26 protein-coding genes are annotated in these 25,143 nt (G+C 65.5%); 24 read left to right on the top strand and 2 right to left on the bottom strand.

The window, feature by feature from the left end:
• Positions 1-66 precede the first annotated feature (66 nt).
• From BST27_RS03800 to BST27_RS03755, 10 genes are all read left to right on the top strand, one after another.
• On the top strand, positions 67-501 hold the full coding sequence (locus tag BST27_RS03800) for a DUF2834 domain-containing protein (protein ID WP_232007176.1): 435 nt from the start codon (positions 67-69) through the stop codon (positions 499-501).
• Positions 501-1,670 carry a CaiB/BaiF CoA transferase family protein gene (locus BST27_RS03795; RefSeq protein ID WP_069417680.1) on the top strand — a complete coding sequence of 390 codons (1,170 nt, stop codon included), beginning with the start codon at positions 501-503 and terminating at the stop codon, positions 1,668-1,670. The genes BST27_RS03800 and BST27_RS03795 overlap by 1 nt, the downstream gene beginning before the upstream one ends.
• An 88-nt stretch (positions 1,671-1,758) precedes the next feature.
• Positions 1,759-2,283 carry a hypothetical protein gene (locus BST27_RS03790; RefSeq protein WP_069417679.1) on the top strand — a complete coding sequence of 175 codons (525 nt, stop codon included), beginning with the start codon at positions 1,759-1,761 and terminating at the stop codon, positions 2,281-2,283.
• Positions 2,280-2,984 (top strand): NIPSNAP family protein, encoded by a 705-nt coding sequence (locus BST27_RS03785; RefSeq protein WP_069417678.1) that lies wholly within the window; start codon positions 2,280-2,282, stop codon positions 2,982-2,984. The genes BST27_RS03790 and BST27_RS03785 overlap by 4 nt, the downstream gene beginning before the upstream one ends.
• Before the next feature lie 56 nt (positions 2,985-3,040).
• Positions 3,041-4,213, top strand: a complete 1,173-nt coding sequence (locus BST27_RS03780; RefSeq protein WP_069417834.1) for a cytochrome P450 — start codon at positions 3,041-3,043, stop codon at positions 4,211-4,213.
• Between the two features lies 1 nt (position 4,214).
• Complete coding sequence (locus tag BST27_RS03775; RefSeq protein WP_069417677.1) at positions 4,215-5,183, top strand: zinc-binding dehydrogenase; 969 nt, start codon at positions 4,215-4,217, stop codon at positions 5,181-5,183.
• Complete coding sequence (locus tag BST27_RS03770) at positions 5,180-5,920, top strand: HpcH/HpaI aldolase family protein (RefSeq protein ID WP_069417676.1); 741 nt, start codon at positions 5,180-5,182, stop codon at positions 5,918-5,920. Before BST27_RS03775 ends, BST27_RS03770 begins: the two co-directional genes overlap by 4 nt.
• On the top strand, positions 5,917-6,315 hold the full coding sequence (locus tag BST27_RS03765; RefSeq protein WP_069417675.1) for a nuclear transport factor 2 family protein: 399 nt from the start codon (positions 5,917-5,919) through the stop codon (positions 6,313-6,315). Before BST27_RS03770 ends, BST27_RS03765 begins: the two co-directional genes overlap by 4 nt.
• Positions 6,312-7,028, top strand: a complete 717-nt coding sequence (locus BST27_RS03760) for an SDR family NAD(P)-dependent oxidoreductase (protein WP_069417674.1) — start codon at positions 6,312-6,314, stop codon at positions 7,026-7,028. The genes BST27_RS03765 and BST27_RS03760 overlap by 4 nt, the downstream gene beginning before the upstream one ends.
• The gene (locus tag BST27_RS03755; protein WP_069417673.1) at positions 7,025-7,966 is read left to right on the top strand and encodes an alpha/beta hydrolase fold domain-containing protein; all 942 of its coding nucleotides are present in this window, start codon (positions 7,025-7,027) and stop codon (positions 7,964-7,966) included. The genes BST27_RS03760 and BST27_RS03755 overlap by 4 nt, the downstream gene beginning before the upstream one ends.
• On the opposite strand, the gene BST27_RS03750 is transcribed toward BST27_RS03755, so the two are convergent.
• A complete protein-coding gene (locus tag BST27_RS03750; protein WP_069417833.1) occupies positions 7,945-9,066 on the bottom strand; it encodes an alcohol dehydrogenase catalytic domain-containing protein in 1,122 nt (373 codons plus the stop codon). The genes BST27_RS03755 and BST27_RS03750 overlap by 22 nt on opposite strands.
• Before the next feature lie 14 nt (positions 9,067-9,080).
• Between BST27_RS03750 and BST27_RS03745 the strand changes: the two genes are divergently transcribed.
• Together BST27_RS03745 and BST27_RS03740 are read left to right on the top strand one after the other, a co-directional pair.
• Positions 9,081-9,554, top strand: a complete 474-nt coding sequence (locus BST27_RS03745) for an acyl-CoA thioesterase (protein ID WP_069417672.1) — start codon at positions 9,081-9,083, stop codon at positions 9,552-9,554.
• 34 nt (positions 9,555-9,588) lie between these two features.
• Positions 9,589-10,029 carry an SRPBCC family protein gene (locus BST27_RS03740; protein WP_069417671.1) on the top strand — a complete coding sequence of 147 codons (441 nt, stop codon included), beginning with the start codon at positions 9,589-9,591 and terminating at the stop codon, positions 10,027-10,029.
• On the opposite strand, the gene BST27_RS03735 is transcribed toward BST27_RS03740, so the two are convergent.
• Positions 10,015-10,737 (bottom strand): GntR family transcriptional regulator, encoded by a 723-nt coding sequence (locus tag BST27_RS03735; protein WP_069417832.1) that lies wholly within the window; start codon positions 10,735-10,737, stop codon positions 10,015-10,017. The two genes, BST27_RS03740 and BST27_RS03735, sit on opposite strands and share 15 nt — an antisense overlap.
• Before the next feature lie 147 nt (positions 10,738-10,884).
• Between BST27_RS03735 and fadD5 the strand changes: the two genes are divergently transcribed.
• The 12 genes from fadD5 to BST27_RS03675 all read left to right on the top strand — a co-directional run bounded on the left by fadD5 (position 10,885) and on the right by BST27_RS03675 (position 25,046).
• Complete coding sequence (fadD5, locus tag BST27_RS03730) at positions 10,885-12,543, top strand: fatty-acid--CoA ligase FadD5 (RefSeq protein WP_069417670.1); 1,659 nt, start codon at positions 10,885-10,887, stop codon at positions 12,541-12,543.
• Positions 12,544-12,830: 287 nt separating this feature from the next.
• Positions 12,831-13,568 (top strand): MlaE family ABC transporter permease, encoded by a 738-nt coding sequence (locus tag BST27_RS03725; protein WP_276014398.1) that lies wholly within the window; start codon positions 12,831-12,833, stop codon positions 13,566-13,568.
• Between the two features lies 1 nt (position 13,569).
• On the top strand, positions 13,570-14,439 hold the full coding sequence (locus tag BST27_RS03720; protein WP_069417669.1) for an MlaE family ABC transporter permease: 870 nt from the start codon (positions 13,570-13,572) through the stop codon (positions 14,437-14,439).
• Positions 14,440-14,443: 4 nt separating this feature from the next.
• Positions 14,444-15,769: an MCE family protein gene (locus BST27_RS03715; protein WP_069417668.1), complete on the top strand. Its 1,326-nt coding sequence runs from the start codon at positions 14,444-14,446 to the stop codon at positions 15,767-15,769.
• Positions 15,766-16,806, top strand: coding sequence for a virulence factor Mce family protein (locus BST27_RS03710; protein WP_069417667.1), 1,041 nt, complete (start codon positions 15,766-15,768; stop codon positions 16,804-16,806). The genes BST27_RS03715 and BST27_RS03710 overlap by 4 nt, the downstream gene beginning before the upstream one ends.
• Positions 16,803-18,368 carry a virulence factor Mce family protein gene (locus BST27_RS03705; RefSeq protein WP_083148384.1) on the top strand — a complete coding sequence of 522 codons (1,566 nt, stop codon included), beginning with the start codon at positions 16,803-16,805 and terminating at the stop codon, positions 18,366-18,368. The genes BST27_RS03710 and BST27_RS03705 overlap by 4 nt, the downstream gene beginning before the upstream one ends.
• Positions 18,365-19,978, top strand: a complete 1,614-nt coding sequence (locus tag BST27_RS03700) for a virulence factor Mce family protein (protein WP_069417666.1) — start codon at positions 18,365-18,367, stop codon at positions 19,976-19,978. The genes BST27_RS03705 and BST27_RS03700 overlap by 4 nt, the downstream gene beginning before the upstream one ends.
• Positions 19,978-21,159, top strand: a complete 1,182-nt coding sequence (locus tag BST27_RS03695) for a virulence factor Mce family protein (RefSeq protein ID WP_069417665.1) — start codon at positions 19,978-19,980, stop codon at positions 21,157-21,159. The genes BST27_RS03700 and BST27_RS03695 overlap by 1 nt, the downstream gene beginning before the upstream one ends.
• Positions 21,153-22,745 (top strand): virulence factor Mce family protein, encoded by a 1,593-nt coding sequence (locus BST27_RS03690; protein ID WP_083148378.1) that lies wholly within the window; start codon positions 21,153-21,155, stop codon positions 22,743-22,745. Before BST27_RS03695 ends, BST27_RS03690 begins: the two co-directional genes overlap by 7 nt.
• Positions 22,715-23,485: an Mce protein gene (locus BST27_RS03685; protein WP_069417663.1), complete on the top strand. Its 771-nt coding sequence runs from the start codon at positions 22,715-22,717 to the stop codon at positions 23,483-23,485. The genes BST27_RS03690 and BST27_RS03685 overlap by 31 nt, the downstream gene beginning before the upstream one ends.
• A complete protein-coding gene (locus BST27_RS03680) occupies positions 23,482-24,495 on the top strand; it encodes an RDD family protein (protein ID WP_069417662.1) in 1,014 nt (337 codons plus the stop codon). Before BST27_RS03685 ends, BST27_RS03680 begins: the two co-directional genes overlap by 4 nt.
• Complete coding sequence (locus BST27_RS03675) at positions 24,492-25,046, top strand: mammalian cell entry protein (RefSeq protein ID WP_069417661.1); 555 nt, start codon at positions 24,492-24,494, stop codon at positions 25,044-25,046. The genes BST27_RS03680 and BST27_RS03675 overlap by 4 nt, the downstream gene beginning before the upstream one ends.
• Positions 25,047-25,143 lie beyond the last annotated feature (97 nt).

Raw genomic sequence — 25,143 nt, 5'->3', positions numbered from 1 at the left:
GCGCTGGCGGCGAAGCACGACCATGGCGGCAATCTCGATGCGAATCCGGCTTCTAAGGTGAGTCGGGTGACATCCCTCCCCACCTCCCGCAAAATCCTCTGCGCCGTGTACGGCGCTATCGCCCTCGCCGCGCTCATCGCGACGTGGAGCCAAAACGTGGCGTACCTCGACCAGTCCGCGAGTTTCATGAGCGCCTTTCTCGACGATTCCAAGGTCACCCCGGCCTCTCGCTCAGTGACGGCCGACATCCTTTTGTTCTTGCTCGCCGCGGTCATCCTGATGGTGATCGAAGCAAGAAAACACGGCGTCAAGTTCGTATGGCTCTATGTCGCGGGCGGCTTCGCCATCGCGATCAGCGTCACGTTTCCGCTGTTCCTGATCGCCCGCGAACTGCGGATGGGCGCATCAGAGGAGCCCCGGCTGCCCACGCTGGACACCATCCTGCTGACCGTGCTGGCCGTCGCGGTGGCGGCCATGACGATCTGGATAGACCTCGGCTGATGGCCGGACCAGTAGAGGGCATCAGGGTCGTCGAACTCGGGGTCTGGGTGGCGGGACCGGCGACGGGCGGCATCCTGGCCGACTGGGGCGCCGACGTCATCAAGATCGAACCGCCGAGCGGCGATCCGGGACGGTTGTTCGGGCGAATGCTGGGTTGCGACCTCGGTGTCAACCCACCCTTCGAAATGGACAACCGGTCCAAGCGCAGTATCGTCCTGGACCTGACTAACGAAACCGGCCGCGAAACCGCGCTCGAATTGCTGGCCGACGCAGACGTTTTCGTGACAAATGTCCGGCCCAGCGCATTGCGACGGCTGGGACTGGACTACGAATCGGTGGCCGAGCACAACCCGCGCCTGGTTTATGGTCTGATCACCGGCTACGGCGAAACCGGCCCCGACGCGGATCGGGCGGCGTACGACGTCGCCGCCTTCTGGTCCCGCGCCGGGCTCGCCCATCTGCTCACCCGGCCCGGCGCCACCCCGCCGTTTCAGCGCGGCGGCATGGGCGATCACTCGGCCGGGATGACGCTGGCCGCGGCCGTGTGCGCGGCGCTGCTTGCGCGTGAGCGAACCGGGACCGGTCAGCTGGTGACGACCTCGCTGTACCGGCAGGGCGCCTACACCGTCAGCTTCGACCTCAACACCTACCTGCTCACCGGCCAACCGATAGCGATCGGGCAGCGGGAGTCGATGGGCAATCCCTGCATGAACAACTACACCGCCGGTGACGGACGCAGGTTCTGGATCGTCGGGCTCGAGGTCGATCGGCACTGGCCCGCGCTGTGCCGCGCCGTCGGCCGACCGGAGTGGCTGGACGACCCCCAATACCGTGACGGGCGCAGCCGCGCCGCCAATGCCGTACAACTCATCGCCCAACTCGACGAAATCTTCGCCACCAAGTCGCTCGCGGAATGGGCGGACATCTTCGCCGAGGAGCCGGACTTCTTCTGGTCGCCGATCAACAGCCTCGAGGATGTGGTCGCCGACGAGCAGTTTCATGCCGCAGGCGGGATCGTCGACGTGCCGGACGAGCAGTCGAGCGTGCCGATGGTCGCCACCCCGGCGGATTTCCACGGAACCCCCTGGGCGCCGCGTTCCGCCGCACCGGAACTCGGTCAGCACACCGAGGAAATTCTGGCCGAACTAGCCGAACGACGCCGCGCGTAGCCACCTGGAGAGCTTTACAAATTCGCGCGAAAGTGTCACGCTGTCGGGGTACCGCCCATGACCAGCGCCGATCTGCCGGGGGATATGTATGGCCACTCCGACTTTCGACATCAGCAATCAGCGGGAAGGCAGCACGACCCGCCGACCCCAGTCGGACGGCGAATCGTTGCGCTACCGACTCGACGTGATTGCCGCTAGCGCGTCCGACGTGGTGCAGGCCGCCGGGGGGTGGCTGTGCGACCGGGTCATGGCCGGCTGGGAGGTCACCGTGCTGCTGCCCGACCTCGGCGGCAGTCGGCCCCTGCAAATCCTGGGTGTGCACGCCGCGGCCCTCGACACCTACCCGGAAGCCGGGAGCCACAACCTGGCGGTCAGTGCCCAGGCCTTCATCGCGAATGACTGCGTTCGAGACCTGGTGCGCGAGGCGCTGGACCGGCGCATGGTCGAGGTCGCCCTATGGGGTGAGGGTTGGCCGCTCGGCGTGAACCGCGGAATGCGCCGGGTGGAACACGTGCTCAGCGCCGCCGCGCGGGCGTTCAAGGGCCAGGCCCTGATCGCAGCCGGAATCCCTTACCGCGCAATCGATCCCTGCGAGGCCATGCTGACCGCATGAAGAAGTACTACGGGCACACACTGCTCTATCTGCACGAGACCATCGCGCTTGGGTCTGGCCGCAGTGATCGCTTCACCGAGGTGTTCGTCGATACCTACCAGCCGATGATGGGCGAACTCGGCGCCCGCCTCTTCGCCATCTGGGAGACGACCCCCTACAACGGCCATTGGCCGCAAGTGACCATCATCTGGGAAATCGATGGTTTCGCCGACTACGCGCGGATCGGCGCGGCCCAGGCGCGCGGTGGCAGTCATCAGGCGGCGGCCGAGAAATGGGCCGCGTTTCTGGCCGACATCGGCGCCTCGGGTGAGGGCCGCATCATGTACGCCGGACCCAGCAACAAGACCTTGGCCCAGCTGCAAGAGGCCAATTTCACTGCGCCGCTGGTGATCCAGGAGATCATGCAGACCAAGCCCGGTCGCCAGGACGACTACATCCGCGAACTGGAACGCCTCTACGTCCCGTGGTCGGAGCGCACCGGCAAACGCTGGCTGGGGTCCTTCACCACCACCTTCCGCTTCAACGAGGTCATCCATTACTGGGCGCTGGACGGCGGTTGGGAGTGCTTCGCCAACCACTACCCGTCCTGGAAGGACAGCCCGCCCGCGGAGATCGTCACCTGGATGAGTGTGGCCCCGGCACTGCGCGACGGGTGGGAGGACTCGATTCTGCAGGCCCTACCGCCGTCACCGCTGCAGTGAACGCCGGCACGGCCACTCCGACCGACTTCCGCTACGACCCCTTCGACCCGGCGGTCATGGCCAATCCGCTGCCCTACTACCGCGTTCTGCGGGACGAGCATCCGGTGTACTACATGCCCCAATGGGACACCTTCGCGCTGTCCCGCTTCGAGGACATCTGGCAGGTGCTCGAAGTCAATGACGGGACATTCGTTGCCTCCGAAGGAACTTTGCCACCGGCATCGGTGCTGGCTCGGCACAACGACGGGCCGGTTGATGACCCGCCCTTGCATCCGTTGCCATTTCACGCGGTGTTCGACACCGATCTCTACAGCGAGATTCGTCGCGCCCACTCTGCGCCGTTGCGTCCGCGGTCGGTCGCGGTGCTGGAGTCGCGGATTCGCACGCTGGCCAACGAGCGACTCGACCTACTGCTGGCGCACGGCACGTTCGACCTGACGCAGGAATACGGTGGCATCGTGGTCGCCACCATCGTGTGCGAATTACTGGGTTTATCAACTGATTTAGCGCCGCAGGTGCTCGCCGCCGTCAACGCCGGCAGCCTGGCCGAACCGGGCGAAGGAGTGGACACCGCCGAAGCTCGCCCGAACTATCTGCAGTTCCTGGTGCCGGTAGTGGCCAGTCGCAGATCCAACCCGAGTGGCGATCTTCCGGTGGTCGACGGCCTGCTGGGCTACCGACTGCCCGATGGCAGTGCGCTCGACGACGTCGAGGTGGCCACCCAGATGCTCTGCATCTTCATCGGCGGCACCGAAACGGTGCCCAAGATCGTGGCTCACGGCCTCTGGGAGCTGAGCCGACGACCCGACCAGTTGGCCGCGGTGCGCGCCGACCTGGCCGCCAACGTGATGGTCGCCCGGGAAGAGATGATCCGCTACTGCGCACCGGCCCAGTGGTTTGCCCGAACGGCACGGAAGCCCTTCACCATTCACGGTCAGACCATCCAGCCGGGGCAGCGCATCATCACGCTGCTTGCTTCGGCCAACCGTGACGAGCGGGAGTATCCGAACCCGGACGAGTTCATCTGGGACCGGCCGATCCGCCGATCCCTGGCGTTCGGCCGCGGTCAGCACTTCTGCATCGGATATCACCTGGCGCGCCTGGAAGTTGCTGTGCTGCTCGAGGAATGGCTGCGGCGGGTACCGGACTTCGCGATCCGCGGTGAGCAAGCCACCCGGCTGCCGTCCAGCTTCCAGTGGGGTTGGAACAACGTCCCGGTGGAGGTGTGAGGTGTGGTCCTACCGGATCGTCGCGCCTTACCAATTCGAGCGGACGTCGATCGCCGACCGCTCGTCCGAGGACCTCGCGGAAGGTCAAGTGCTGCTGCGGTTCAGCGCCGCCGGTGTGTGCGGCAGCGACCTGCCGGCGTTTCGTGGCGCCAAGGGGCGACTTCCGGGTGACGACGGCCGCAGCGCGGCGGAGAAGGACGGATACCCGATTCACGAGGTGGCGGGGGAGGTCATCGCCAGCCGTCACCCCGACCACCGCGCGGGCGACTTGGTGGTCGGTTGGGCGTCCGGATTCGACGGACTGATGGGCCTGGTGGTCAGCGACGGCGACGGGCTGGCGCCATACGATCCGGCGCTGACACCCGCGGAGGCGGTGGGCCTGCAACCACTGGCCTGTGTGCTCTACGCGTGCGAGCAATTGCCCGATCTGGCGGGTCGGCGGGTGGCGATCATCGGGCAAGGCTCGATCGGGCTGTTGTTCTCCTACGTTACCAAGGCATTGGGGGCCCGCTGGGTCATCGGCGTGGATCCCGTTGACCGGCAGAGTGTTTCGCGGTCGTTCGGAGTTGACGAGGCCGTGCGTGCCACCAGCGACCGTTGGGTGAGCCAGCTGCCGGCGGCCGACCGAGCGGACGTGGTCATCGAGGCCGTCGGCCACCAGGTGGCCACCCTGGGTCATGCCATCGACGCGGCCGCCTTCGGCGGGACCGTCTTGTACTTCGGCGTCGCCGACGACGATGTGTACCCGATCAGCATGCGCACCATGCTGCGTAACAACTTGACCCTGAAATCCGGTGTGACGCTGGACCGCCGGCGCATGCTGGAACTGGCCGGCAAGTTCGCCGCCGAACATCCCGAACTGCTTGGCGCTTATCTCACCCACACGTTCGCCGTCGACGACGTGCAGGCGGCCTTCGAACTGGCCTGCCGTCCGGCCCCCGAGCGAATCAAGATCGCGATCGCCGGATGAGTATCTTTGCGAGCGAACCGCAGGCGCCGATCTGGGGCGGCTGGATCACCGGCCATACCCTGCTGGGGCCGGAGGAATTCGCCCGGGCGGGCTACGACTACGTGGGTTTCGACACCCAGCACGGCTACCTCGACGACGCCGACGTCGCCGGAATGCTGCGGCGTCTCGAGCACGTGCCGATCGCGACCGCGGTGCGGCTGCCCAATGCCGACCCGGCCCCGATCGGGCGGGTGCTCGACGCCGGAGCCGACGCCGTCGTCATCGCCATGATCGAGTCCGCCGACCAAGCGGCCGCGGCGGTGGCGGCCACCCGCTACCCGCCGCAGGGTGTCCGCAGCTACGGACCGCTGCGGGCCAGCCTGGGTCGCGACCCGGTCGCCATCCAATCCCGCGCAAGCGTATTCGCGATGATCGAGACCGCCGCGGCCCTCACCAACCTTGGTGAAATCTGCGCCGTCGACGGGTTGACCGGAATCTACGTCGGCCCAGCCGATCTCGCGATCTCGATAGGGGTCGACGTGCCCGGCGCCCTGAATCATCCCGACGTGCTCGACGCCGTCGTCCGCATTCACCAGACCGCCACCGACGCCGGGTTGGTCACCGGAATTCATGCGGGACAGGGCAAGGCGGGCAAAGCAATGGCAGACATCGGCTATCGGATGATCACCCTCGCGTCGGAAGCTCAGTCGCTGCGGCGGGGAGCGGCGGAGCATCTACGGGAAGCCGCCGCGCCATGAGCGACGCCACTGCAGTGATCCGCGGACTATTGGCCGATTACGCCCTCGCACTGGACGCCGGCGACGACGACGCCTGCGTGCAGCTCTTTACCGCGGACGCGGAGTTCCGCGTGTACGGCCGGACTTTCACCGGACATGAGGGCATTGGCCGGATGTTCCGCATGGCTCCGCACGGGTTGCATCTAACCGGAGTGTCTCGCATCGACGTGCAGGGCAACACGGCGACGTCGCGATCGCAGGTGCTGTTCGTCCGGGCGGGCGACCAGCAACTGCGGCCCGCGCTGTATGACGACGAACTGGTGCAGGACGGCGGTCGTTGGCTTTTCCGGCGGCGGCACTGCCGGTTCATCACCACCCACGGGCTCAGTGACAGTCCCGAGGCGGGGCAGTCATGAACGCACGACGTGTCGCCCTGGTCACCGGTGCCGCCGGCGGACAAGGCAGCGCCATCGTGAAAAGGCTTCGGACTGAAGGCTATTCGGTAGCCGCCTGCGACGTGCGGACGAGCTCCGGCGATTTCGACGACGACCAGGTGATCTCGGTCCCGCTGGACGTCACCGACCCGGACCAGTGGACGACAGCGGTTGACCAGGTGACGAGCCGATTCGGTGGCCTGACCACACTCGTCAACAACGCCGGAGTCCTGCATCGGGCGGCGCTGCAGGACGAAACGGTCGAGGGTTTCGAAAAGCTCTGGCGGGTCAACTGTCTGGGCGCATTTCTCGGCATCCGCGCCGCGCTGGACTTGTTGCGCGAAGCCGACAACGCCGCCATCGTCAACATCTGCAGCACCGGGGCGATCCGCCCGTTCCCGCAGCACTGCGGCTACGGGTCGGCGAAGTGGGCGCTGCGAGGTTTGACCCAAACCGCCGCGGCCGAACTCGGTCCGTCCGGGATCCGGGTGAACGCGGTGTTCCCCGGTCCCGTCGCGACCCCCATGCTCGACGACGGCACCCAGGCCCGGCTCGCCGCGACCGCGATGTTCGGCCGCCTCGGCCGTCCGGCCGAAATCGCGGATGCGGTCGCATTTTTGGTGTCCGAGGAGGCGTCGTTCATCACCGGCTCGGAGCTCGTCGTCGACGGCGGCCAGTGCTTGCAGATCCGATGAGCACGGACGCCCCCGAAGCCGCCGAACGACTCGACCCCGCACTGCGCCCGGTCGCGATCACCCGAACCGACTTTTCACTGGAAGCGATTCCGCTGATCCGTGCGTCGATGGATGGGCGGCGACGGAACGCCGTCGAGCAACAGAACGCCATCGCCGACGTCACTGTCGAAGATGCCACAGCCGAATCCGTGCCGGTTCGCATCTATCGAGGCGGCCCGACGCCGGCACCGGTGGTCATCTATTGCCACGCCGGCGGATTCGCGTTGGGCAATCTCGACACCGATCACCGGCAATGCCTGGAACTCGCCCGTCGCGCGAGGTGCACGGTGGTCTCGGTGGAATACCGGCTGGCACCGGAGAACCCCTATCCCGCCGCGCCCGACGATGCCGCCGCGGCGCTGCGGTGGACAGCAGCAAACGCGGCATCGCTGGGAGTCGATTCGACGCGCCTGGCCGTCGCGGGCAGCAGCGCGGGCGCGGCGTTAGCGGCGGGATTGGCACACCGTGCCGCGGATGGCAGGTTGCCGCCCATAGCTTTCCAGTTGCTGCACCAGCCCGTACTGGATGACCGGCCCACGGCATCGAGACTCGAATTTCGGTCGACCCCCGCCTTTGACGGTGCGGGAGCGGATCTGATGTGGAGCCATTACCTGGCCGGCCGACCCGGCTCACCCGACGCGGTCCCGGCCCGACGAAGCCGACTCGAGGCGCTGCCCCCGGCGTTGATCACCTGCGCGGAGATCGATCCGTTTCGCGACGAAGCGATCGATTACGCGATGCGGCTACTGCGCGCCGGGGTGTCCACCGAGTTGCACGTCTTTCCGCGGGTCTGTCACGGGTTCGACTCGCTGCTTCCGGAATGGTCGGTGTCGCAGCGGCTTTTCGCGCTGCAGGGCGATGCGCTCAGCGCGGCCTTCTACGCCAGGTCGACCAACTGACGCACCGCGGTGCCGTCGGCCAGATGATCCATCGCCTCGTTTATGTCGCCTAGGCGAACCGACGACGACACCAGCGCTTCCACCGGAAGACGGCCCTCCCGCCACAGGGCGACAAACCGGGGGATGTCGCGGCTGGGGACCGCCGAACCCAGATAGCTGCCGATGAGTGATCGTCCTTCGGCGACAAAACCCAACGGCGACAGGCTAATCCGGGCCGTCGGTGGTGGCAGGCCGACGGTGATGGTGCGACCACCCGGCGCGGTCAGGGCCACGGCGGTCTCCAGTGCGGCGGGATGCCCCACCGCCTCGATGACCACCGGGGCCTTGATTCCGGCGGCGGCGACCTGCGCAGGGGTGTAGGTTTCGTGGGCACCCAAAGCCTGCGCCGCTGCCAGCTTTTCCGGAAGCTGATCCACGCCGATCACGCGAACGTCGCGGTAGGTCAGTGCGGTGATCACCGCCGCCATGCCGACACCGCCGAGTCCGACGACGGCAACCGATTGGCCTGGCCGCGGATCACCCACGTTGAGCACCGCGCCGCCGCCGGTCAACACCGCACAACCAAGCAGCGCGGCAACGTGCGGCGGGACGTCGCGCGGAACCGGCACCGCACTGGCTCGGTTGACCACGGCGTGCGTCGCAAACCCCGAGACGCCCAGGTGGTGGTAGATCGGGTCCCGGTGCCGGTGCAACCGGATCCCGCCGCCCAGCAGAGTTCCCGCGTTGTTGGCCGCACTGCCGGGTTCGCACGGCGTGAGCCCCTCCGTCGCGCAGGCCGTGCAGTGACCGCATCGAGGCAGAAACACCAGCACGACGCGGTCGCCGACGCGGACCCCGTCCCGCTCGGCCGTGCTGCCGTCGCCGAATCGTTCGACGATTCCCGCGGCCTCGTGCCCCAGCAGCATCGGCACCGGCCGCACCCTGTTGCCGTCGACAACTGACAGGTCGGAGTGGCATACGCCGGCGGTCTCGATGCGAACCAGCAACTCGTCGTCGCGCGGGTCGTCCAGCTCCACATCGACGACGCTGATCGGCCGTGATTCGGAATACGGGCGAGGCGCGCCGATCCGCTCGAGCACCGCGCCCTGAATCTGAATCATGTTGGAATACAACCATGAGCTCCGTACCGCCGACCGTTCCGTCCGGCCCGGACAACCTGACGAGCAGCGACTTCCCGGTGTTGTGGCCGGTGCTCACCCGCTGGGCCGACAACGACATGTTCGGCCACCTCAACAATGCGGTGTACTACCAACTGTTCGACACGGCGATCAATGCGTGGATCAACACCAGGGCCGGTGTCGATCCAATGAGCACACCGGCGCTGGGCATCGTCGCCGAATCGGGTTGTCGTTACTTCTCGGAGCTGCACTTTCCGCAAAGCCTGACGGTCGGCCTGGCGGTGACCAGGCTGGGCCGCAGCAGCGTCACCTACCGGCTGGGCATCTTCAAGGGCGACGCCGACACCGGACCGCGGCCAACCACCGCCCTCGGGCACTGGGTGCATGTCTACGTGGATCGGACCACGCGCAAATCGGTGCCGATCCCCGCCGCGATCCGGACACTGCTCGAGACGGCCTGCGTGAGCTGAACTCCCCGAAATCGGCCCTGGGTATGCTTCGCCAATGCCAGTTTTGAGTAAGACTGTCGAGGTCGCTGCGCCCGCCGCCGCCCTCTTGTCGATCGTTTCGGATTTCGAGCGCTACCCGGAATGGAACGAGGGGGTCAAGGGCTGCTGGGTGCTTGCGCGCTACGAAGACGGGCGCGCCAGCCAACTGCGGCTGGACATGTCCATCCAAGGTTTCGAAGGCACCTACATCCAGGCCGTGTACTACCCCGCGCCGACCCAGATCCAGACGGTCATGCAGCAGGGCGAGTTCTTCTCCAAACAGAATCAGCTGTTCAGCTGGGTGGAAACCGGCCCCACGACGTTGCTGACGGTGGACATCGACGTGGAGGTCACCATGCCGGTGCCCCCTCCGATGGTGAAGATGTTGATGGGCAATGTGCTGGACCAGCTTGCCGAGAACCTCAAGAAGCGCGCCGAGGAACTAGGCGTGGCGTAGCCGGCCGTTCGCGGACTCGGCGAAGATTCCCGTCTTTTCCAGCATCTCCGTCAACCGACGGGCCCCGTCGGTGAACTGCCAAACGGTCAACTCGGTAACCGCGGCGGTGTCGCGACGACGTAGCGCGGCGATCAACTGCCGATGGTTGTCGACCGCGGCCGCACCCCACTGCGGATCGGCCGCGAACATCTGCGCCGGCATATAGCGCGCAGCGTTGAAAAGGAACCACGCCAGCTTGATTCGCCCGCCTGCCTGGTTGAAGACGCGGTGGAACGCGAACTCCAACGCGGCGGTGGTTTCGATGTCGCCAGAACCGACCGCAAGGGCCAGGCTTTCGTTCAGGCGCTCCAATTCGCCGATTTCGGTCTCGGAGATGCGCTCGGTGGCTGCGACGGCCAACTCTCGGGCGATGGTTGCCTGCAGCCAGAAGATGTCGTCGATGTCCTGCCGGGTCAACGGCAGCACGACGTGGCCGCGGTGCGGTTCCAGCTGCACCATGCCTTCGCCGCGCAGCTTCAGCAGGGCCTCCCGGACCGGGGTGATGCTCACGCCTAGTGCGGCGGCGGTTTCGTCCAGCCGAATGAACGTCCCTGGCCGCAATGTCCCGGTCATGATCGCCGCCCGGAGGTGGCCCGCGACCTCGTCGGACAGCTGCGCACGACGCAGCCGACGCCGACCGCGCGGCTTGGCGGATAGCGGTGCGTTCACATGCTCTGCCAGGGCTTTCGTAGCTTGGCTGGTATTGGCGAGGTCTTGTATATCGGCCGCCCAGACCACTAATGTGACCCAGGCAACACCATGTTTTATCAAATATCAATCTGACGCAAGCGGTGCGTGAGTGAAGGGAAGAGACGGTTGACGGCGCAACTGGCGCACACCCGAGTGGCCGCCGAGACGCAGCTGCAGCTCGCTCGGCGGCAGAACTGGGTCAACCAGCTCGAGCGGCACGCCATGATGCAGCCTCAGGCCACCGCACTGAGGTTTCTGGGCGGCACGATCACCTGGGCGGACCTGGAACGCCGCGTCAGCGCGTTGGCCGGTGCGTTGAGTCGGCGAGGAATCGGCTTCGGCGACCGGGTCATGGTCCTGATGCTCAACCGCCCGGAGTTCGTCGAATCGGTGCTGGCGGTCAACATGCTCGGCGGCATCGCGGTGCCGCTGAACTTCCGCTTGACGCCCACCGAGATCGCGTTTCTGGTCGAGGATTGCGGGTGCCGGGTGGTGATCACCGAACCGGCGCTGGCTCCCGTGGCGGCCGGCGTTCGCGACATACAGCCGCTGTTGGACACGATCGTGGTGGCCGGCGGCTCTTCCAGTGACTCACCCGGCGACTCATCCAGCGTGCTCGGTTATGAGGAGCTCATCGACGAGGTGGGTGACGCCCCCGAACCCGTCGACATCCCGAACGACTCGCCCGCCCTGATCATGTACACCTCGGGGACAACCGGCCGTCCCAAGGGGGCCGTCCTCACCCACGCCAACCTGACCGGTCAAACCATGACCATGCTCTACACCAGCGGCGCCGACATCAACTCCGATGTCGGCTTCATCGGTGTCCCCCTGTTCCACATCGCGGGAATCGGCAATCTGTTGGTCGGTTCGCTGCTGGGCACTCCCACGGTGATCTATCCACTCGGCGCATTCGATCCCGCGCAGCTGCTCGATGTACTTGAGGCAGAACGGGTCACCAGCATTTTCCTGGTTCCCGCCCAGTGGCAGGCGGTGTGCGCCGAACAGCTGGCCCGTCCCCGCGACTTGCGCTTGCGGGTTATCTCGTGGGGGGCCGCGCCCGCCTCGGACGCCTTGCTGCGACAGATGTCGGAGGTCTTTGCCGGCGCCCAGATCCTGGCCGCGTTCGGCCAAACCGAGATGTCGCCGGTGACCTGCATGCTGCTGGGCGAAGACGCGATCCGAAAGCGCGGATCCGTCGGCAAGGTGATTCCCACCGTCTGGGCCCGCGTCGTGGATGACGACATGAATGACGTACCCGTCGGCGAAGTCGGCGAAATTGTCTACCGGGCACCGACATTGATGAGCGGCTACTGGAACAACCCGGAAGCCACCGCGGAGGCGTTCGCGGGCGGCTGGTTCCATTCGGGGGACCTGGTCCGGATGGACGAGGACGGCTACGTCTGGGTGGTCGACCGCAAGAAGGACATGATCATCTCCGGCGGTGAGAACATCTACTGCGCCGAGGTCGAGAACGTACTGGCGAGTCACCCGGACATCGTTGAAGTCGCGGTGATCGGTAGGTCTGATGAAAAATGGGGCGAAATTCCGGTCGCAATCGCTGCTGTAACGAAACCAGACCTTCGGATCGAAGAGCTAGATGAGTACCTGACCGAGCGGCTCGCGCGGTACAAGCACCCCAAGGCGCTCGAGGTCGTGGAGGCACTGCCCCGCAACCCCGCCGGGAAGGTGCTCAAGACTGAGTTGCGCCTTCGCTACGGACAATCAAATTTTTCTAAAACACGTTCTGCTTCAAGTGATTTGGCAGAAGAGAAGGATGGATAGGAGCACTGCGTCGTTTGCTCGGTGTTGACGAAAGGTTAATTGTGAGGCAGCGGTTCACAGGTGGCGGGCCATCAGGTACATTCCTGTGGTCTGCGTTACTACCTGCGAGTAAAGAGCCGATGGTCACACACCGGAATGGGGCAAGGAGGAGGCGTGCGACATGATCGGCCGGTACGCCACACACGACGCGATGCATGCGAAGTCGCCATGAGGGGGCAGTGGTGACGACATCCTCACGGCCGCACTTGGTCGGCTACCTCAGGGACCAGCTCGAGACGCCGCTGACAATGATCGGCGGCTTTTTCCGCATGTGTGTGTTGACCGGTAGGGCGTTGTTCCGCAGGCCATTCCAGTGGCGCGAGCTCATCCTGCAGTGCTGGTTCATCATGCGGGTCGCCATCTTGCCGACGATCATGGTGTCGATTCCGCTGACTGTGCTGCTGATCTTCACGCTGAACGTGTTGCTGGCCCAGTTCGGCGCCGCTGACCTTTCCGGTGCCGGTGCTGCGATCGGTGCCGTTACCCAGCTCGGGCCCTTGACCACTGTGCTCGTGGTGGCGGGCGCCGGCTCGACGGCGATCTGCGCCGACCTCGGTGCCCGCACCATCCGCGAAGAGATCGACGCCATGGAGGTCCTCGGGATTGACCCCATCCACCGATTGGTGGTGCCCAGGGTCATCGCCGCGACCGTCGTCGCCACCCTGCTCAACGCTCTGGTGATCACCGTCGGCCTGGTCGGCGGCTACCTGTTCGGCGTCTATCTGCAGAACGTGTCGGGTGGGGCTTACCTGGCCACCCTCACCACCATCACCGGGCTGCCCGAGGTGATCATCGCCATGATCAAGGCCGCGACCTTCGGCCTGATCGCCGGCCTGGTCGGCTGCTACCGCGGCCTGACCGTCCGTGGCGGTTCCAAGGGCTTGGGCACCGCGGTGAACGAAACGGTCGTGCTGTGCGTGGTTGCCCTGTATGCCGTCAACGTCATCTTGACCACCATCGGTGTTCGATTCGGGACGGGGCACTGACATGTCGACCAGCGCCGTAGTTCGCGCCCGCTTCCCGCGGGCGGTGGCCAACGTCAACCGCTACGCCGGCGCTGCCGCGCGCGGACTGGACGAGACGGGCCAGATCGCCTGGTTCGTGTTGGTCGCCATCGGGCAGATCCCGCACGCGCTGCGCTACTACCGCAAGGAAACGTTGCGGCTGATCGCGCAGATCGGGATGGGAACCGGCGCCATGGCCGTCGTCGGCGGCACCGCCGCAATCGTCGGCTTCGTCACCCTCTCCGGTAGCTCCCTGGTGGCCATCCAGGGCTTCGCGTCCCTGGGCAACATCGGCGTCGAAGCGTTCACTGGCTTTTTCTCCGCGCTCATCAACGTCCGTATCGCCGGCCCGGTGGTCACCGGCATCGCGCTGGCGGCGACGGTGGGCGCCGGTGCCACTGCCGAACTGGGCGCAATGAGAATCAGCGAGGAGATCGACGCCTTGGAGGTGATGGGCATCAAGTCCGTCTCCTACCTGGCGTCCACCCGGATCGTCGCCGGGTTGGTGGTGATCATCCCGCTCTACGCGTTGGCCATGATCATGTCGTTCCTGTCGCCGCAGATCGTCACGACGGCGCTGTACGGACAGTCACCCGGTACCTACCAGCACTACTTCCGGACCTTCCTGCGTCCCGACGACGTGTTCTGGTCTTTCCTCGAGGCGATCCTCATCGCGCTGATCGTGATGGTCACCCATTGCTACTACGGATACAACGCCGGCGGTGGGCCCGTGGGCGTGGGCGAGGCGGTGGGTAGATCGATGCGGTTATCCCTGGTCTCGGTGCAAGTTGTCGTCCTGTCCGCCGCGTTGGCGCTGTACGGCGTCAACCCCAACTTCGCATTGACGGTGTAGCGCTATGACATCGCCGGTTGGAAAGGTCAACAAGGTCAAGAACCCGCCATACAAGACGGCGGGCGTCGCGGCAATCCTGATCCTGCTCCTCATCCTGACGCTGGTGTATTTCCAGTTCAAAGGGGATTTCACCCCGAAGACCAAGCTGACGATGCTGTCTCCGCGGGCCGGCTTGGTGATGGATCCCGGATCTAAGGTCACCTACAACGGGGTGCAAATCGGCCGCGTCGACACCATCAGCGAGGTGCCCGGACCCGACGGCAAGCCGGCCGCCAAATTCAGCCTCGACGTGTATCCGCGATACCTCGACATAATCCCGGAGAATGTGGACGCTCAGATCAAGGCGACCACGGTGTTCGGCGGCAAGTACGTGTCGCTGACCACGCCCAGAAACAAAAATGGCGAGGACATCTCCCGCGGGCACCTCAAGCCGCACAGCACGATCAACGCCACAGGCATTACCACCGAGATCAACACGCTGTTCCAGACCCTCACCGAGATCTCGGAAAAGGTCGACCCGATCAAGCTGAACCTGACCCTGAGTGCGGCAGCGCAAGCGCTGTCCGGCCTCGGTGACCGGTTCGGGGAATCGATCGTCAACGGCAACAAGATCCTGGACGACATAAACCCGCAGATGCCGCAGGCGCGTCGCGACATCCAACAGCTGGCCGCTCTCGGCGACGTATACGCCGACGCCGCGCCGGACCTGTTCGAGTTCCTCAACAACTCGGTGCCCACGGCGCGCACCTTCAACGAGCACCAACACGACTTGGACCAGGCGCTGTTGGCGGCCGCGGGCTTCGGTAACACCGGCGCGGATGTATTCCGGCGCGGCGGGCCATACCTGGCGCGCGGCGCCAACGACCTGGTGCCTGTCGCACAATTGTTGGACACCTACAGCCCCGAGCTGTTCTGCACGCTGCGCAACTACCACGACATCGAACCCAAGGCCTACCAATTCCTCGGCGGCAACGGCTATTCGCTGAACAGCCACACCGTGCCGCTGTCGGCCCTGGGCATGATGCTCAACCCGATATCGCTGGTGCCCCTGCTGCTTTCGCAGGTTGGTGGCTTGGCGGCCGGCCTGGTCGGCGGCGCACCGAACCCGTACGTGTGGCCGGAGAACCTGCCCCGCGTCAACGCGCACGGTGGACCCGGTGGTGCACCCGGTTGCTGGCAGCCGATCACCCGGGACTTCTGGCCGGCGCCCGAACTCGTCATGGACACCGGGAACAGCCTCGCCCCGTACAACCACTTGGAGGTCGGTTCGCCCTACGTCATCGAGTACGTCTGGGGCCGTCAAGTAGGGGATAACACGATCAACCCATGAAAATCACCGGAACTTTAATCAAACTCAGCATCTTCGCAGTGGTGCTGCTGCTGTTCAGCGTGATGATCATCGTCGTGTTCGGGCAGATCCGCTTCGACCGCACGAACACCTACGCCGCTGAGTTCAGCAATGTGAGTGGCCTGCGCAAGGGCCAGTTCGTTCGCGCCTCGGGCGTGGAAATCGGCAAGGTCAGCGACATTCAGCTGATCGACGGTGGCAAGCGGGTCCGTGTGGAGTTCGACGTCGACCGCTCGATCCCCGTGTACCAGTCCACGACCGCTCAGATCCGGTACCTGGACCTGATCGGCAACCGCTACGTGGAACTCAAGCGGGGCTCGGGCGACGGATACGACAAGATCCTGCCGGCCGGCGGACTGATTCCGCTCGCGCGGACCTCCCCGGCGTTGGACCTGGACGCTTTGATCGGTGGTTTCAAGCCGGTGTTCAAGGCGTTGGACCCGGACAAGGTCAACACGATCGCCTCGGCCATCATCACCGTGTTCCAGGGGCAGGGCGGCACCATCAACGACATCCTCGACCAGACCGCGCAATTGACCTCACAGCTTGCCGAGCGGGATGCCGCGATCGGCGATGTGGTCAAGAACCTGAACAACGTCCTGGACACCACCGTGCGGCACCGCAAGGAATTCGACCAGACCGTCAACAACCTCGAGGTGCTGATCACCGGATTGAAGAACCACGACAACGAGCTGGCGGGCGGGACCGCACACATCAGCAACGCTGCGGGAACGGTGGCGGATCTGCTGGCCGAGGACCGTGCGCTGCTGCACAAGACGATCAACTACCTGGACCCCATCCAGCAGCCGCTGATCGACCAGAGTGAACAACTGAACGACTTCCTGCACAAGGTGCCGACCGCGTTGAACATGATCGGGCGGGCGATCGGCTCCTACGGAGACTTCGTCAACTTCTACTCATGCGACATCAGCCTCAGGATCAACGGGTTGCAGCCCGGCGGTCCGGTGCGAACGGTCAGGCTCTTCTCTCAGCCCACGGGTAGGTGCGCACCGCAATGAGAACGCTAGAACCCCCAAATCGGCTCCACATCGGCCTGATGGGCATCCTGGTGACCCTGTTGGTCGTCGGGGTGGGTCAGAGCTTCACCAGTGTTCCGATGCTGTTCGCCAAGCCGTACTACTACGGGCAGTTCAAAGACACCGGCGGCCTCAACAAGGGCGACAAGGTCCGGATCGCCGGCTTCGAGGTCGGCAAGGTCGAGGCAATGTCGATCGAAGGCGACCACATCGTGGTCAAGTTCTCGATCGGTGGCAACACCATCGGCACCGAAAGCCGTTTGGCGATCCGCACCGACACGATCCTGGGCAAGAAGGTGCTTGAGATCGACACTCGCGGCAACCAACCGCTGCGGCCGAACGGCATTTTGCCGCTGGGGCAGAGCACCACTCCGTACCAGATCTACGACGCCTTCTTCGACGTCACCAAGGCGGCCACCGGCTGGGACATCGACGCCGTGAAGCAGTCGCTGCACGTGCTGTCCGAGACGATCGATCAGACCTACCCGCACTTGAGCGATGCGCTGCGGGGTGTCGAGAGGTTCTCCGACACCATCGGCAAGCGCGACGAGGAGATCAAGCACCTGCTGGCCCAGGCCAACCAGGTGGCCAGCGTCCTCGGCGACCGTGCCAGCCAGGTGGACAGGCTGTTGGTCAACGCGAAAACACTGATCGCCGCGTTCAACGAACGCGGACAGGCGATCAACGCACTGCTGGGCAACATCGCCTCGTTCTCACAGCAGGTGCAGGGGCTGATCAACGACAACCCGAACCTCAACCACGTGCTTGAACAGCTGCGCACGGTCAGTGACCTGCTGGTCGAGCGCAAGGACGACCTTGCCAACGGGCTGATCATGGTCGGCGGGTTCCTCCCGTCGTTGAACGAGGCCATCAGCTCGGGGCCGTTCTTCAAGGTTGTTATCCACAACCTGGCGCCGGGGCAGGTCATGCAGCCGTTCATCGACGCGGCGTTCAAGAAGCGCGGCCTGGACCCAGAGCAGTTCTGGCGTAGCGCCGGGCTGCCGGAATACCGCTTCCCCGACCCCAACGGGACCCGGTTCCCCAATGGCGCGCCGCCGCCTGCGCCGCGCGTGCTGGAAGGCACCCCGGACCACCCGGGACCGGCCATCCCGCCCGGATCGCCGTGCTCCTACACCCCAGCGGCCGGTGCGCTGCCACGGCCCGGCGACCCGCTGCCCTGCGCCGGGGCGCTGCAAGGCCCGTTCGGTGGGCCGTTCTTCCCAGCGCCGCTGGACAACTTGGAGGTGTCGCCACCGAACCCGAACGGCCTGCCGCCGACGCCGGGCCTCCCGATCGCCGGGCGACCGGGCGAACCGGTTCCGGACGTCCCGGGTACGCCCGTGCCGATCCCACCGGACGCACCTCCGGGTGCCCGCACCGAGCCCTTGGGACCGGCGGGTCCGGTTCCGCCACCGTCAACGTTCGCACCGGGCCTGCCGCCGGGACCGCCGGCGCCTCCTGGGCCTGGCAATCAGTTACCGGCACCGTTCATCACGCCCGGCGGAACGGGCGGCAGTGGTGCGGCGGGAGGTAGCCAGAATTGAGCACCATCTTTGACGTTCGCAACATCCGCCTGCCGAGGTTGTCACGCGCAACCATTGTTATCGGCATCCTGCTGGTGATCGTCGGGCTCGTCGCTGCGTGGGCCGGCTTCACGCTGTACAAGAAGCTGACCAACAACACCGTGACGGCGTATTTCTCGGCCGCGAACGCCCTGTACCCGGGTGACAAGGTCCTGATCATGGGGTTGCAGGTGGGCCGGGTCGACAAGATCGAGCCCGCCGGCGACAAGATGAAGGTCACCTTCCACTACGAGAACAAGTACAAGGTGCCGGCAAACGCCGAGGCGTGGATTCTGAACCCGACCCTGGTCGCATCCCGCACTCTGCAGCTTGAGCCTCCGTATAAAGGTGGCCCGACTCTGCAGGACGGCGCGGTGATCGACATCAGCCGCACCCGGGTTCCGGTGGAGTGGGACGAGCTGCGCAACAGCATCACCGACATCATCGACAAGCTCGGTCCAACCAAGGAGCAGCCCAAGGGGCCCTTCGGGGAGGTCATCGAGTCCTTCGCGAACGGCCTGCAGGGCAAGGGGAAGCAGCTCAACGCGACGTTGGAGTCTTTGTCGGACGCGTTGACCGCGCTGAACCAAGGACGCGGTGACTTCTTTGCGGTGGTGAAGAGCCTGGCGCTGTTCGTCAACGCGCTGCACCAGGACGACCAGCAGTTCGTGTCGCTGAATCAGAACCTGGCCGAGCTCACCGGCCGCCTCGCGAGCAACGACCGCGATCTGTCCAACGCACTGCAGCAAATCGACAGCCTGCTGACGACCGTGCGGCCGTTCCTCGACAAGAACCGCGAGGTGCTCGCGCACGACGTGAACAACCTGGCGGACGTCACCAACACGATATTGCAGTCCGAGCCGCTGAACGGCATCGAGACCGCCCTGCACGTTCTTCCGACCGCCGCGGCCAACGTGAACCAGATCTACCACCCGGCGCACGGATCGGTGGTCGCCGTTCCAGAGATCACCGCGTTCGCGAACCCGATGCAGTTCGTCTGCAGCTCGATTCAGGCCGCGAGCCGGCTGGGGTACCAAGAATCCGCCGAACTCTGCGCGCAATACCTGGCGCCGATCCTGGACGCGATCAAGTTCAACTACTTCCCGTTCGGTTTGAACACCTTCAACCTGGCGTCGGTGTTGCCGAAGGACGTCGCGTACTCCGAGCCGCGGTTGCAGCCCCCGCCCGGATACAAGGACACGACCGTGCCGGGTATCTGGGTACCGGACACTCCGTTGTCGCACAAGAACACCCAGACCGGCTGGATCGTGGCCCCGGGTATGCAGGGCGTGCAGGTCGGTCCGATCACCAGGGGTCTGCTGACTCCCGAGTCGTTGGACGAGTTGATGGGCGGGCCCGACATCGAGCCCGTGCAGTCCACGCTGCAGACGCCTCCCGGGCCGCCGAACGCCTACGACCAATACCCGGTGTTGCCGCCGATTGGTCTGAACGCTCCGCAGGTTCCGATCCCGCCACCGCCGCCCGGACCGGGCGTGGTCCCGGGTCCCGTCCCGCCGGTGCCCGCGGCACCGGGTCCGCCGCCGGCCGCGGCGGTCGGCGCCCCGTTGCCCGCTGAGGCAGGAGGCCAGTGATGCGCGTGCTGAACGTGATAGCCGGTGCCCTACGCCGCCGCAGTTGGCAGGCGCTGGTACTGCTGATGGTCGCGATCCTGTCCAGCTCGTGTGGGTGGCGCGGCATCTCGAACGTGACCATTCCGGGCGGTCCGGGTAGCGGCGAGGGTTCCTACGTCCTGTATGTGCAGGTGCCCGACACCCTCGCGATCAACGGCAACAGCAAGGTGATGGTCGCCGACGTCCCGGTCGGCTCCATTCGCCGCATCGAGCTGAAGAACTGGATTGCGACCCTGACGCTGGGCATCGACAAGGGCGTGGTGTTGAAGAAGAACACCATCGCCAAGATCGGGCAGACCAGTTTGCTGGGTTCGCAGCACGTGGAGCTGATTTCGCCGGCCGAGGGCCCGGCGCTCAAGAACGGTGACACGCTCCCGCTGAAGAACTCGGCGGGTGGCGAGAACACCGCGTACCCCAACACCGAGCAGACGTTGGCGAGCATCGCGCTCATTCTGCGTGGTGGCGGCATCCCCAACTTGGAGGTGCTGCAGAACGAGGTCTTCAACATCTTCTACAAGCGGGGCGATCAGATCCGCGGCTTCCTCAACAGGCTGGACACCTTCACCGACCAGCTCAACCAGCAACGCGACGACATCACCCACGCGATTGACTCCACCAACCGACTGCTGGTCTACGTCGGCCAGCGGGCGGACGTGCTGGACCGGGTCCTGACCGACTTCCCGCCGTTGCTCAAGCACTTCGCCGACACGCAGAATCTGCTGGTCAACGCCGTCGACGCGGTGGGCGACCTGAGCCAGGTCACCGCCCAGTACCTGGGCGAGGCGCAGGCCGGGCTGCACAGCTCCCTGGCGGCCCTGCAGTGCCCGCTGAAGGAGCTCAGCAAGGGTTCGCCGTACCTGATCGGTGCGCTGAAGCTGATCCTGACCCAGCCGTTCGACATCGACGCGGTTCCGAAGATCTTCCGCGGCGACTACCAGAACGTGTCGGCAACGCTTGACGTCACGCTCAGTGCCATGGACAACGCGGTGCTGACCGGCACTGGCTTCCAGGGCGCCCTGCGTGCGATCGAGCAATCGTTCGGCCGCGACCCCGAGACGATGATCCCGGACGTCCGGTACACGTCTAGCCCGGCGAACGCACCAGGCGGGCCGTTTGTCGAGAGGGGCGACAGGAATTGCTAACTCCCTTTATCAAACGGCAGCTGCTGATGTTCGGCGGCCTGACCGTGATCTCGCTGCTGGTGTTGGGCGTCTACTACCTGCAGATCCCGACCCTGTTGCCCGAGCCGTTGACCATTGGCCGGTACGAACTCACCGCTGACCTGCCCGCCTCGGGCGGGTTGTACCCGACGGCCAACGTGACCTACCGCGGTGTGACGATCGGCAAGGTCACCACTGTGGAGCCCACCCGGCAGGGTGCCCGGGCGACGCTGAGTATCGACAGCCGCTACAAGATCCCGATCGACGCCACGGCAAACGTGCATTCCGTATCCGCGGTCGGTGAGCAGTACCTGGACCTCGTGTCACGCGGAAACCCCAAGCAGTACTACAAGGCGGGTTCAAACATCGGCTGCGGCGAAGGCACCGCGTGCCGGAACACCGTGCCGAGTGAGATCGGTCCCGCGCTGGACACGGCCAACCGAGGCCTGCAAGTACTCCCCAAGGAGAAGATCCCCCAGCTGCTCGACGAGACGGCTCAAGCCGTCGGCGGATTGGGCCCGGCCCTGCAACGGCTGACGGACGCCACTCAGGCGATCGTGGGCGACTTCCACAACCAGATCAACGACATCAACGACATCATCCAGCACTCCGGACCGGTTCTGCAGAGCCAGGTCGACTCGGGTGACGCCATCTCGCGATGGGCGCACAACCTGAACGTGCTGGCCGCCCAGACCGCGGAGCGCGACCAGAACCTGCGGAGCGTTCTGCAGCAGGCCGCGCCGACCGCCGACCAGGTCAACGAGGTCTTCAACGACGTGCGGGACTCGCTGCCCCAGACGCTGGCGAACCTGACCGCCGTGATCGACCTGCTCAAGAAGTACAGCGCTGGTCTCGAGCAGGTGCTGGTGTTCCTCCCGCAGGGCGCCGCGATCGCGCAGACGGTGGCCGCGCCGTTCCCGAATATGGCCGCTCTCGACATGGCGCTGGCGATCAACCAACCGCCCCCGTGCCTGACGGGTTTCATCCCGGCAGAGCAGTGGCGATCGTTTGCCGACACCACTCTGCAGCCACTACCCAAGGGCACGTACTGCAAGATCCCGATGGACACACCGGCCAACAGCGTGCGTGGTTCGCGCAACATCCCGTGCGTCGATGTGCCGGGCAAGCGTGCTGCGACGCCGCGGCGGGAGTGCCGTGACCCCAACCCGTACGTGCCTGCCGGCACCAACCCCTGGTTCGGCGACCCCAACCAGATCCTGACCTGCCCCGCACCCGCGGCGCGGTGTGACCAGTCGGTGCGTCCGGGCGAGGTGATTCCGGCGCCGTCGGTCAACAACGGCCTGAACCCGCTGCCGGCAGACAAACTGCCGCCCGGCGGAACGACGCCACCGCCCATCAGTGACCCACTGCAACGACCCGGGTCAGGTAGCGTGCAGTGCAACGGCCAACAGCCCAACCCGTGTGTCTACACTCCGGGACCGCCCACGGCCGTCTACAGTCCCCAAAGCGGTGAACTGGTAGGGCCCGACGGAATCAAGTACTCCGTCGAAAACTCGACCAAAACAGGAGACGATGGATGGAAGGAGATGCTGGCACCGGCCGGCTGAACCCCATCGCCGATGATTCGTTGCGCGACCAGGTGAACGCTGAGGATTCGACCGAATCCGAGGCGCAAACCGAGCAGATCAGCACTGAGGCAGAGGCCACGACGGCCTCAGACTCCACCGAGTCTGAGGGCGATGCGGTTGCTGCCGACGAGTCCGAGGCAGCGACCGAGGAATCGGAAAGTCCCGACCCTGAAACCCCCGCAACTGACCTAGCTTCTGACGACGGCGTGCAGCGCCCGCCGTCGCGACTGGGCCGGGGCTGGGTGGTCACCGTCTGCATCGTGCTCTTCCTGCTTGCCGGCGGCATCAGTGCGGGCGGCTACCTGGCGCTGCGGTATCACCTCGACAGCCAGGCGATCGCGCGCAACAACGAGGCAGCGCTGCAGGCCGCCAAAGACTGCGTCGCCGTCACCCAGGCGCCGGACACAGATGCGATGGCGGCCAGCGAGCAGAAGATCATCGACTGCGGCACCGACGCCTACCGAACCCAGGCCGTCATGTACAGCAGCATGCTCGTCCAGGCTTACCAGAGTGCGAACGTGCACGTACAGGTGTCTGACCTGCGGGCAGCTGTCGAACACAACAATCCCGACGGAACCATCGACGTGCTGGTGGCGATGCGGGTCCGTGTGTCCAACAACCAGCAAGAGAACCAGGAAACGGGTTACCGCCTGCGCGTACGCATGGCGATGGCGGAGGGGCAGTATCGGATCTCCAAGCTCGACCAGGTGACGAAGTGACGCTGGTGGTCGAGGACATCGAGACCACGGAAACCATCCAAGTCTTACCCGAGAAAGTCTTGGCGCCCTGGCGGTTGCGCGCCGGCGCATTGGCCATCGACGTCCTGCCCGGGCTCGCCGTGGTCGCGACGATGTTCCTGGTCTCCCTGACCGTGCCGACCGGCGTGTGGTTGTGGGTGTCCGTCGGCACCTGGGCTCTGACAATCCTGTTGATACTGGTCAACCGGTTGCTGTTGCCGAGCATCACCGGCTGGAGTCTGGGACGCGCGCTGACCGGCATCGCGGTGACGGAAAGCGACGGGACGCGGCCCGGCCCGTGGTGGCTGTTGCTACGCGACCTGGCCCACCTGCTCGATACCCTGCCGGTGTTCATCGGATGGCTGTGGCCGCTGTGGGATTCCAGCCGCCGCACCTTCGCCGACATGCTGACCCACACCGAGGTGCGGTGCGTCGAACGCGACGAGCGGCTCCCGCAGATCCGTCGATGGATCGCGATCATGCTGCTCGTCGCAGCGGGCGTCAGCCTCAGTGGTGTGGGCATCAGCTACGCGACGGTGTACTCCCGACAACGGGCGACCGATCATGCCCGGTCGGTGATCGCCGTCGAGGGTCCTCGGCTGGTCTCGCGGATGCTGACCTACGACCCGAGCACACTGCGCGAGGATTTCGATCGCGCGTTGGCGCTGACGACGGATGCGTATCGGCCCAAGCTGGCCGCCGAGCAGGACAAGGTCGCCAAGGGGCATCCCGTCGTCAACGAGTACTGGGTGACGGCCGGCGCGATCCAGTCCGCGACGCCGGATCGCATCACCATGCTGCTGTTCATGCAGGGCCGGCGTGGCACAGGCCAGGAGGTCCGGTACATCACCGCAACCGTGCGAGCGAATTTCGTCCGAGGCCGCGACGATCACTGGCTCGTCGACGACCTGACCGTCCTGGCCAAACCGAAGCCGCCGCCCGCGCCGCCGGAAGAGAAGCCGCCGCCCGCACCGCCGGGGGAGCAGAAGTGAGTCCTCGACGCAAGTTTCAGCCGGGCGAGGCGACGCTCCTTGCCGCGCTCGGCTCGCTGCCGCGGCGATCATGGCGGCTACTTGTCGTCGGCATCGTCACGGGCATGGTCATGGTGACGGCGATAACGCTGTCGAGTCTGTTGTTTGCTTCGCATGAGTCCCATGAGCGTGCGGTCCAAAAGGACCACGAGGTAGTCGACTTCGTGAAATTTTTCATGGAGCAGTTCACCTCGGTGGATCCGTACCACGCGAACGAGTACGTCGAACGGGTGCTGGCGCACGCGACCGGTGACTTCGCCAAGGAGTATCACGACAAAGCGAACCAGATCCTCCTCCAGGTCGCCCAGGCCGAGCCGGCCACTGGCACGGTGATTGAAGTGGGCGTGGAGCGCTGGAACGACGATGGCAGCGTCAACGTCTTGGTGGTGACCGAGTTCACGTCCAAATCTCCGGACGGGAAACAGGTCTTCAAGAACACCAATCGTTGGGCTACCACGGCCAAGCAGGAAGGGAACCAGTGGAAGATCAGCAAGCTGGATCAGGTGGTTTGACCGACACGGCCGAGAAGGTCGAGGACAGTTCAGGCGACACCGACACCGACACCGTTGCGGCCGCACAACCCGCCAAGCCTGCCAAGCCCGCCCGCCG

Origin of the sequence: Mycobacterium intermedium, assembly GCF_002086275.1 — a bacterium.
In the GTDB taxonomy this organism is placed as follows: Bacteria; Actinomycetota; Actinomycetes; order Mycobacteriales; family Mycobacteriaceae; genus Mycobacterium; species Mycobacterium intermedium.
Note: the sequence above shows the minus strand (reverse complement) of the source record. Positions and strands in the feature narration are given on the sequence as shown.

What these genes read in the sequence shown, in the direction of transcription:
- BST27_RS03685 (WP_069417663.1), top strand. Translation starts at nt 22,715, where the DNA reads ATGGAAGGAGATGCTGGCACCGGCCGGCTGAACCCCATCGCCGATGAT.
- BST27_RS03790 (WP_069417679.1), top strand. Translation starts at nt 1,759, where the DNA reads ATGGCCACTCCGACTTTCGACATCAGCAATCAGCGGGAAGGCAGCACG.
- BST27_RS03750 (WP_069417833.1), bottom strand. Translation starts at nt 9,066, where the DNA reads ATGATTCAGATTCAGGGCGCGGTGCTCGAGCGGATCGGCGCGCCTCGC.
- BST27_RS03725 (WP_276014398.1), top strand. Translation starts at nt 12,831, where the DNA reads ATGATCGGCGGCTTTTTCCGCATGTGTGTGTTGACCGGTAGGGCGTTG.
- BST27_RS03740 (WP_069417671.1), top strand. Translation starts at nt 9,589, where the DNA reads ATGCCAGTTTTGAGTAAGACTGTCGAGGTCGCTGCGCCCGCCGCCGCC.
- BST27_RS03755 (WP_069417673.1), top strand. Translation starts at nt 7,025, where the DNA reads ATGAGCACGGACGCCCCCGAAGCCGCCGAACGACTCGACCCCGCACTG.
- BST27_RS03715 (WP_069417668.1), top strand. Translation starts at nt 14,444, where the DNA reads ATGACATCGCCGGTTGGAAAGGTCAACAAGGTCAAGAACCCGCCATAC.
- BST27_RS03720 (WP_069417669.1), top strand. Translation starts at nt 13,570, where the DNA reads ATGTCGACCAGCGCCGTAGTTCGCGCCCGCTTCCCGCGGGCGGTGGCC.
- BST27_RS03795 (WP_069417680.1), top strand. Translation starts at nt 501, where the DNA reads ATGGCCGGACCAGTAGAGGGCATCAGGGTCGTCGAACTCGGGGTCTGG.
- BST27_RS03695 (WP_069417665.1), top strand. Translation starts at nt 19,978, where the DNA reads ATGCGCGTGCTGAACGTGATAGCCGGTGCCCTACGCCGCCGCAGTTGG.
- BST27_RS03710 (WP_069417667.1), top strand. Translation starts at nt 15,766, where the DNA reads ATGAAAATCACCGGAACTTTAATCAAACTCAGCATCTTCGCAGTGGTG.
- BST27_RS03760 (WP_069417674.1), top strand. Translation starts at nt 6,312, where the DNA reads ATGAACGCACGACGTGTCGCCCTGGTCACCGGTGCCGCCGGCGGACAA.
- BST27_RS03705 (WP_083148384.1), top strand. Translation starts at nt 16,803, where the DNA reads ATGAGAACGCTAGAACCCCCAAATCGGCTCCACATCGGCCTGATGGGC.
- BST27_RS03765 (WP_069417675.1), top strand. Translation starts at nt 5,917, where the DNA reads ATGAGCGACGCCACTGCAGTGATCCGCGGACTATTGGCCGATTACGCC.
- BST27_RS03745 (WP_069417672.1), top strand. Translation starts at nt 9,081, where the DNA reads ATGAGCTCCGTACCGCCGACCGTTCCGTCCGGCCCGGACAACCTGACG.
- BST27_RS03785 (WP_069417678.1), top strand. Translation starts at nt 2,280, where the DNA reads ATGAAGAAGTACTACGGGCACACACTGCTCTATCTGCACGAGACCATC.
- BST27_RS03770 (WP_069417676.1), top strand. Translation starts at nt 5,180, where the DNA reads ATGAGTATCTTTGCGAGCGAACCGCAGGCGCCGATCTGGGGCGGCTGG.
- BST27_RS03780 (WP_069417834.1), top strand. Translation starts at nt 3,041, where the DNA reads ATGGCCAATCCGCTGCCCTACTACCGCGTTCTGCGGGACGAGCATCCG.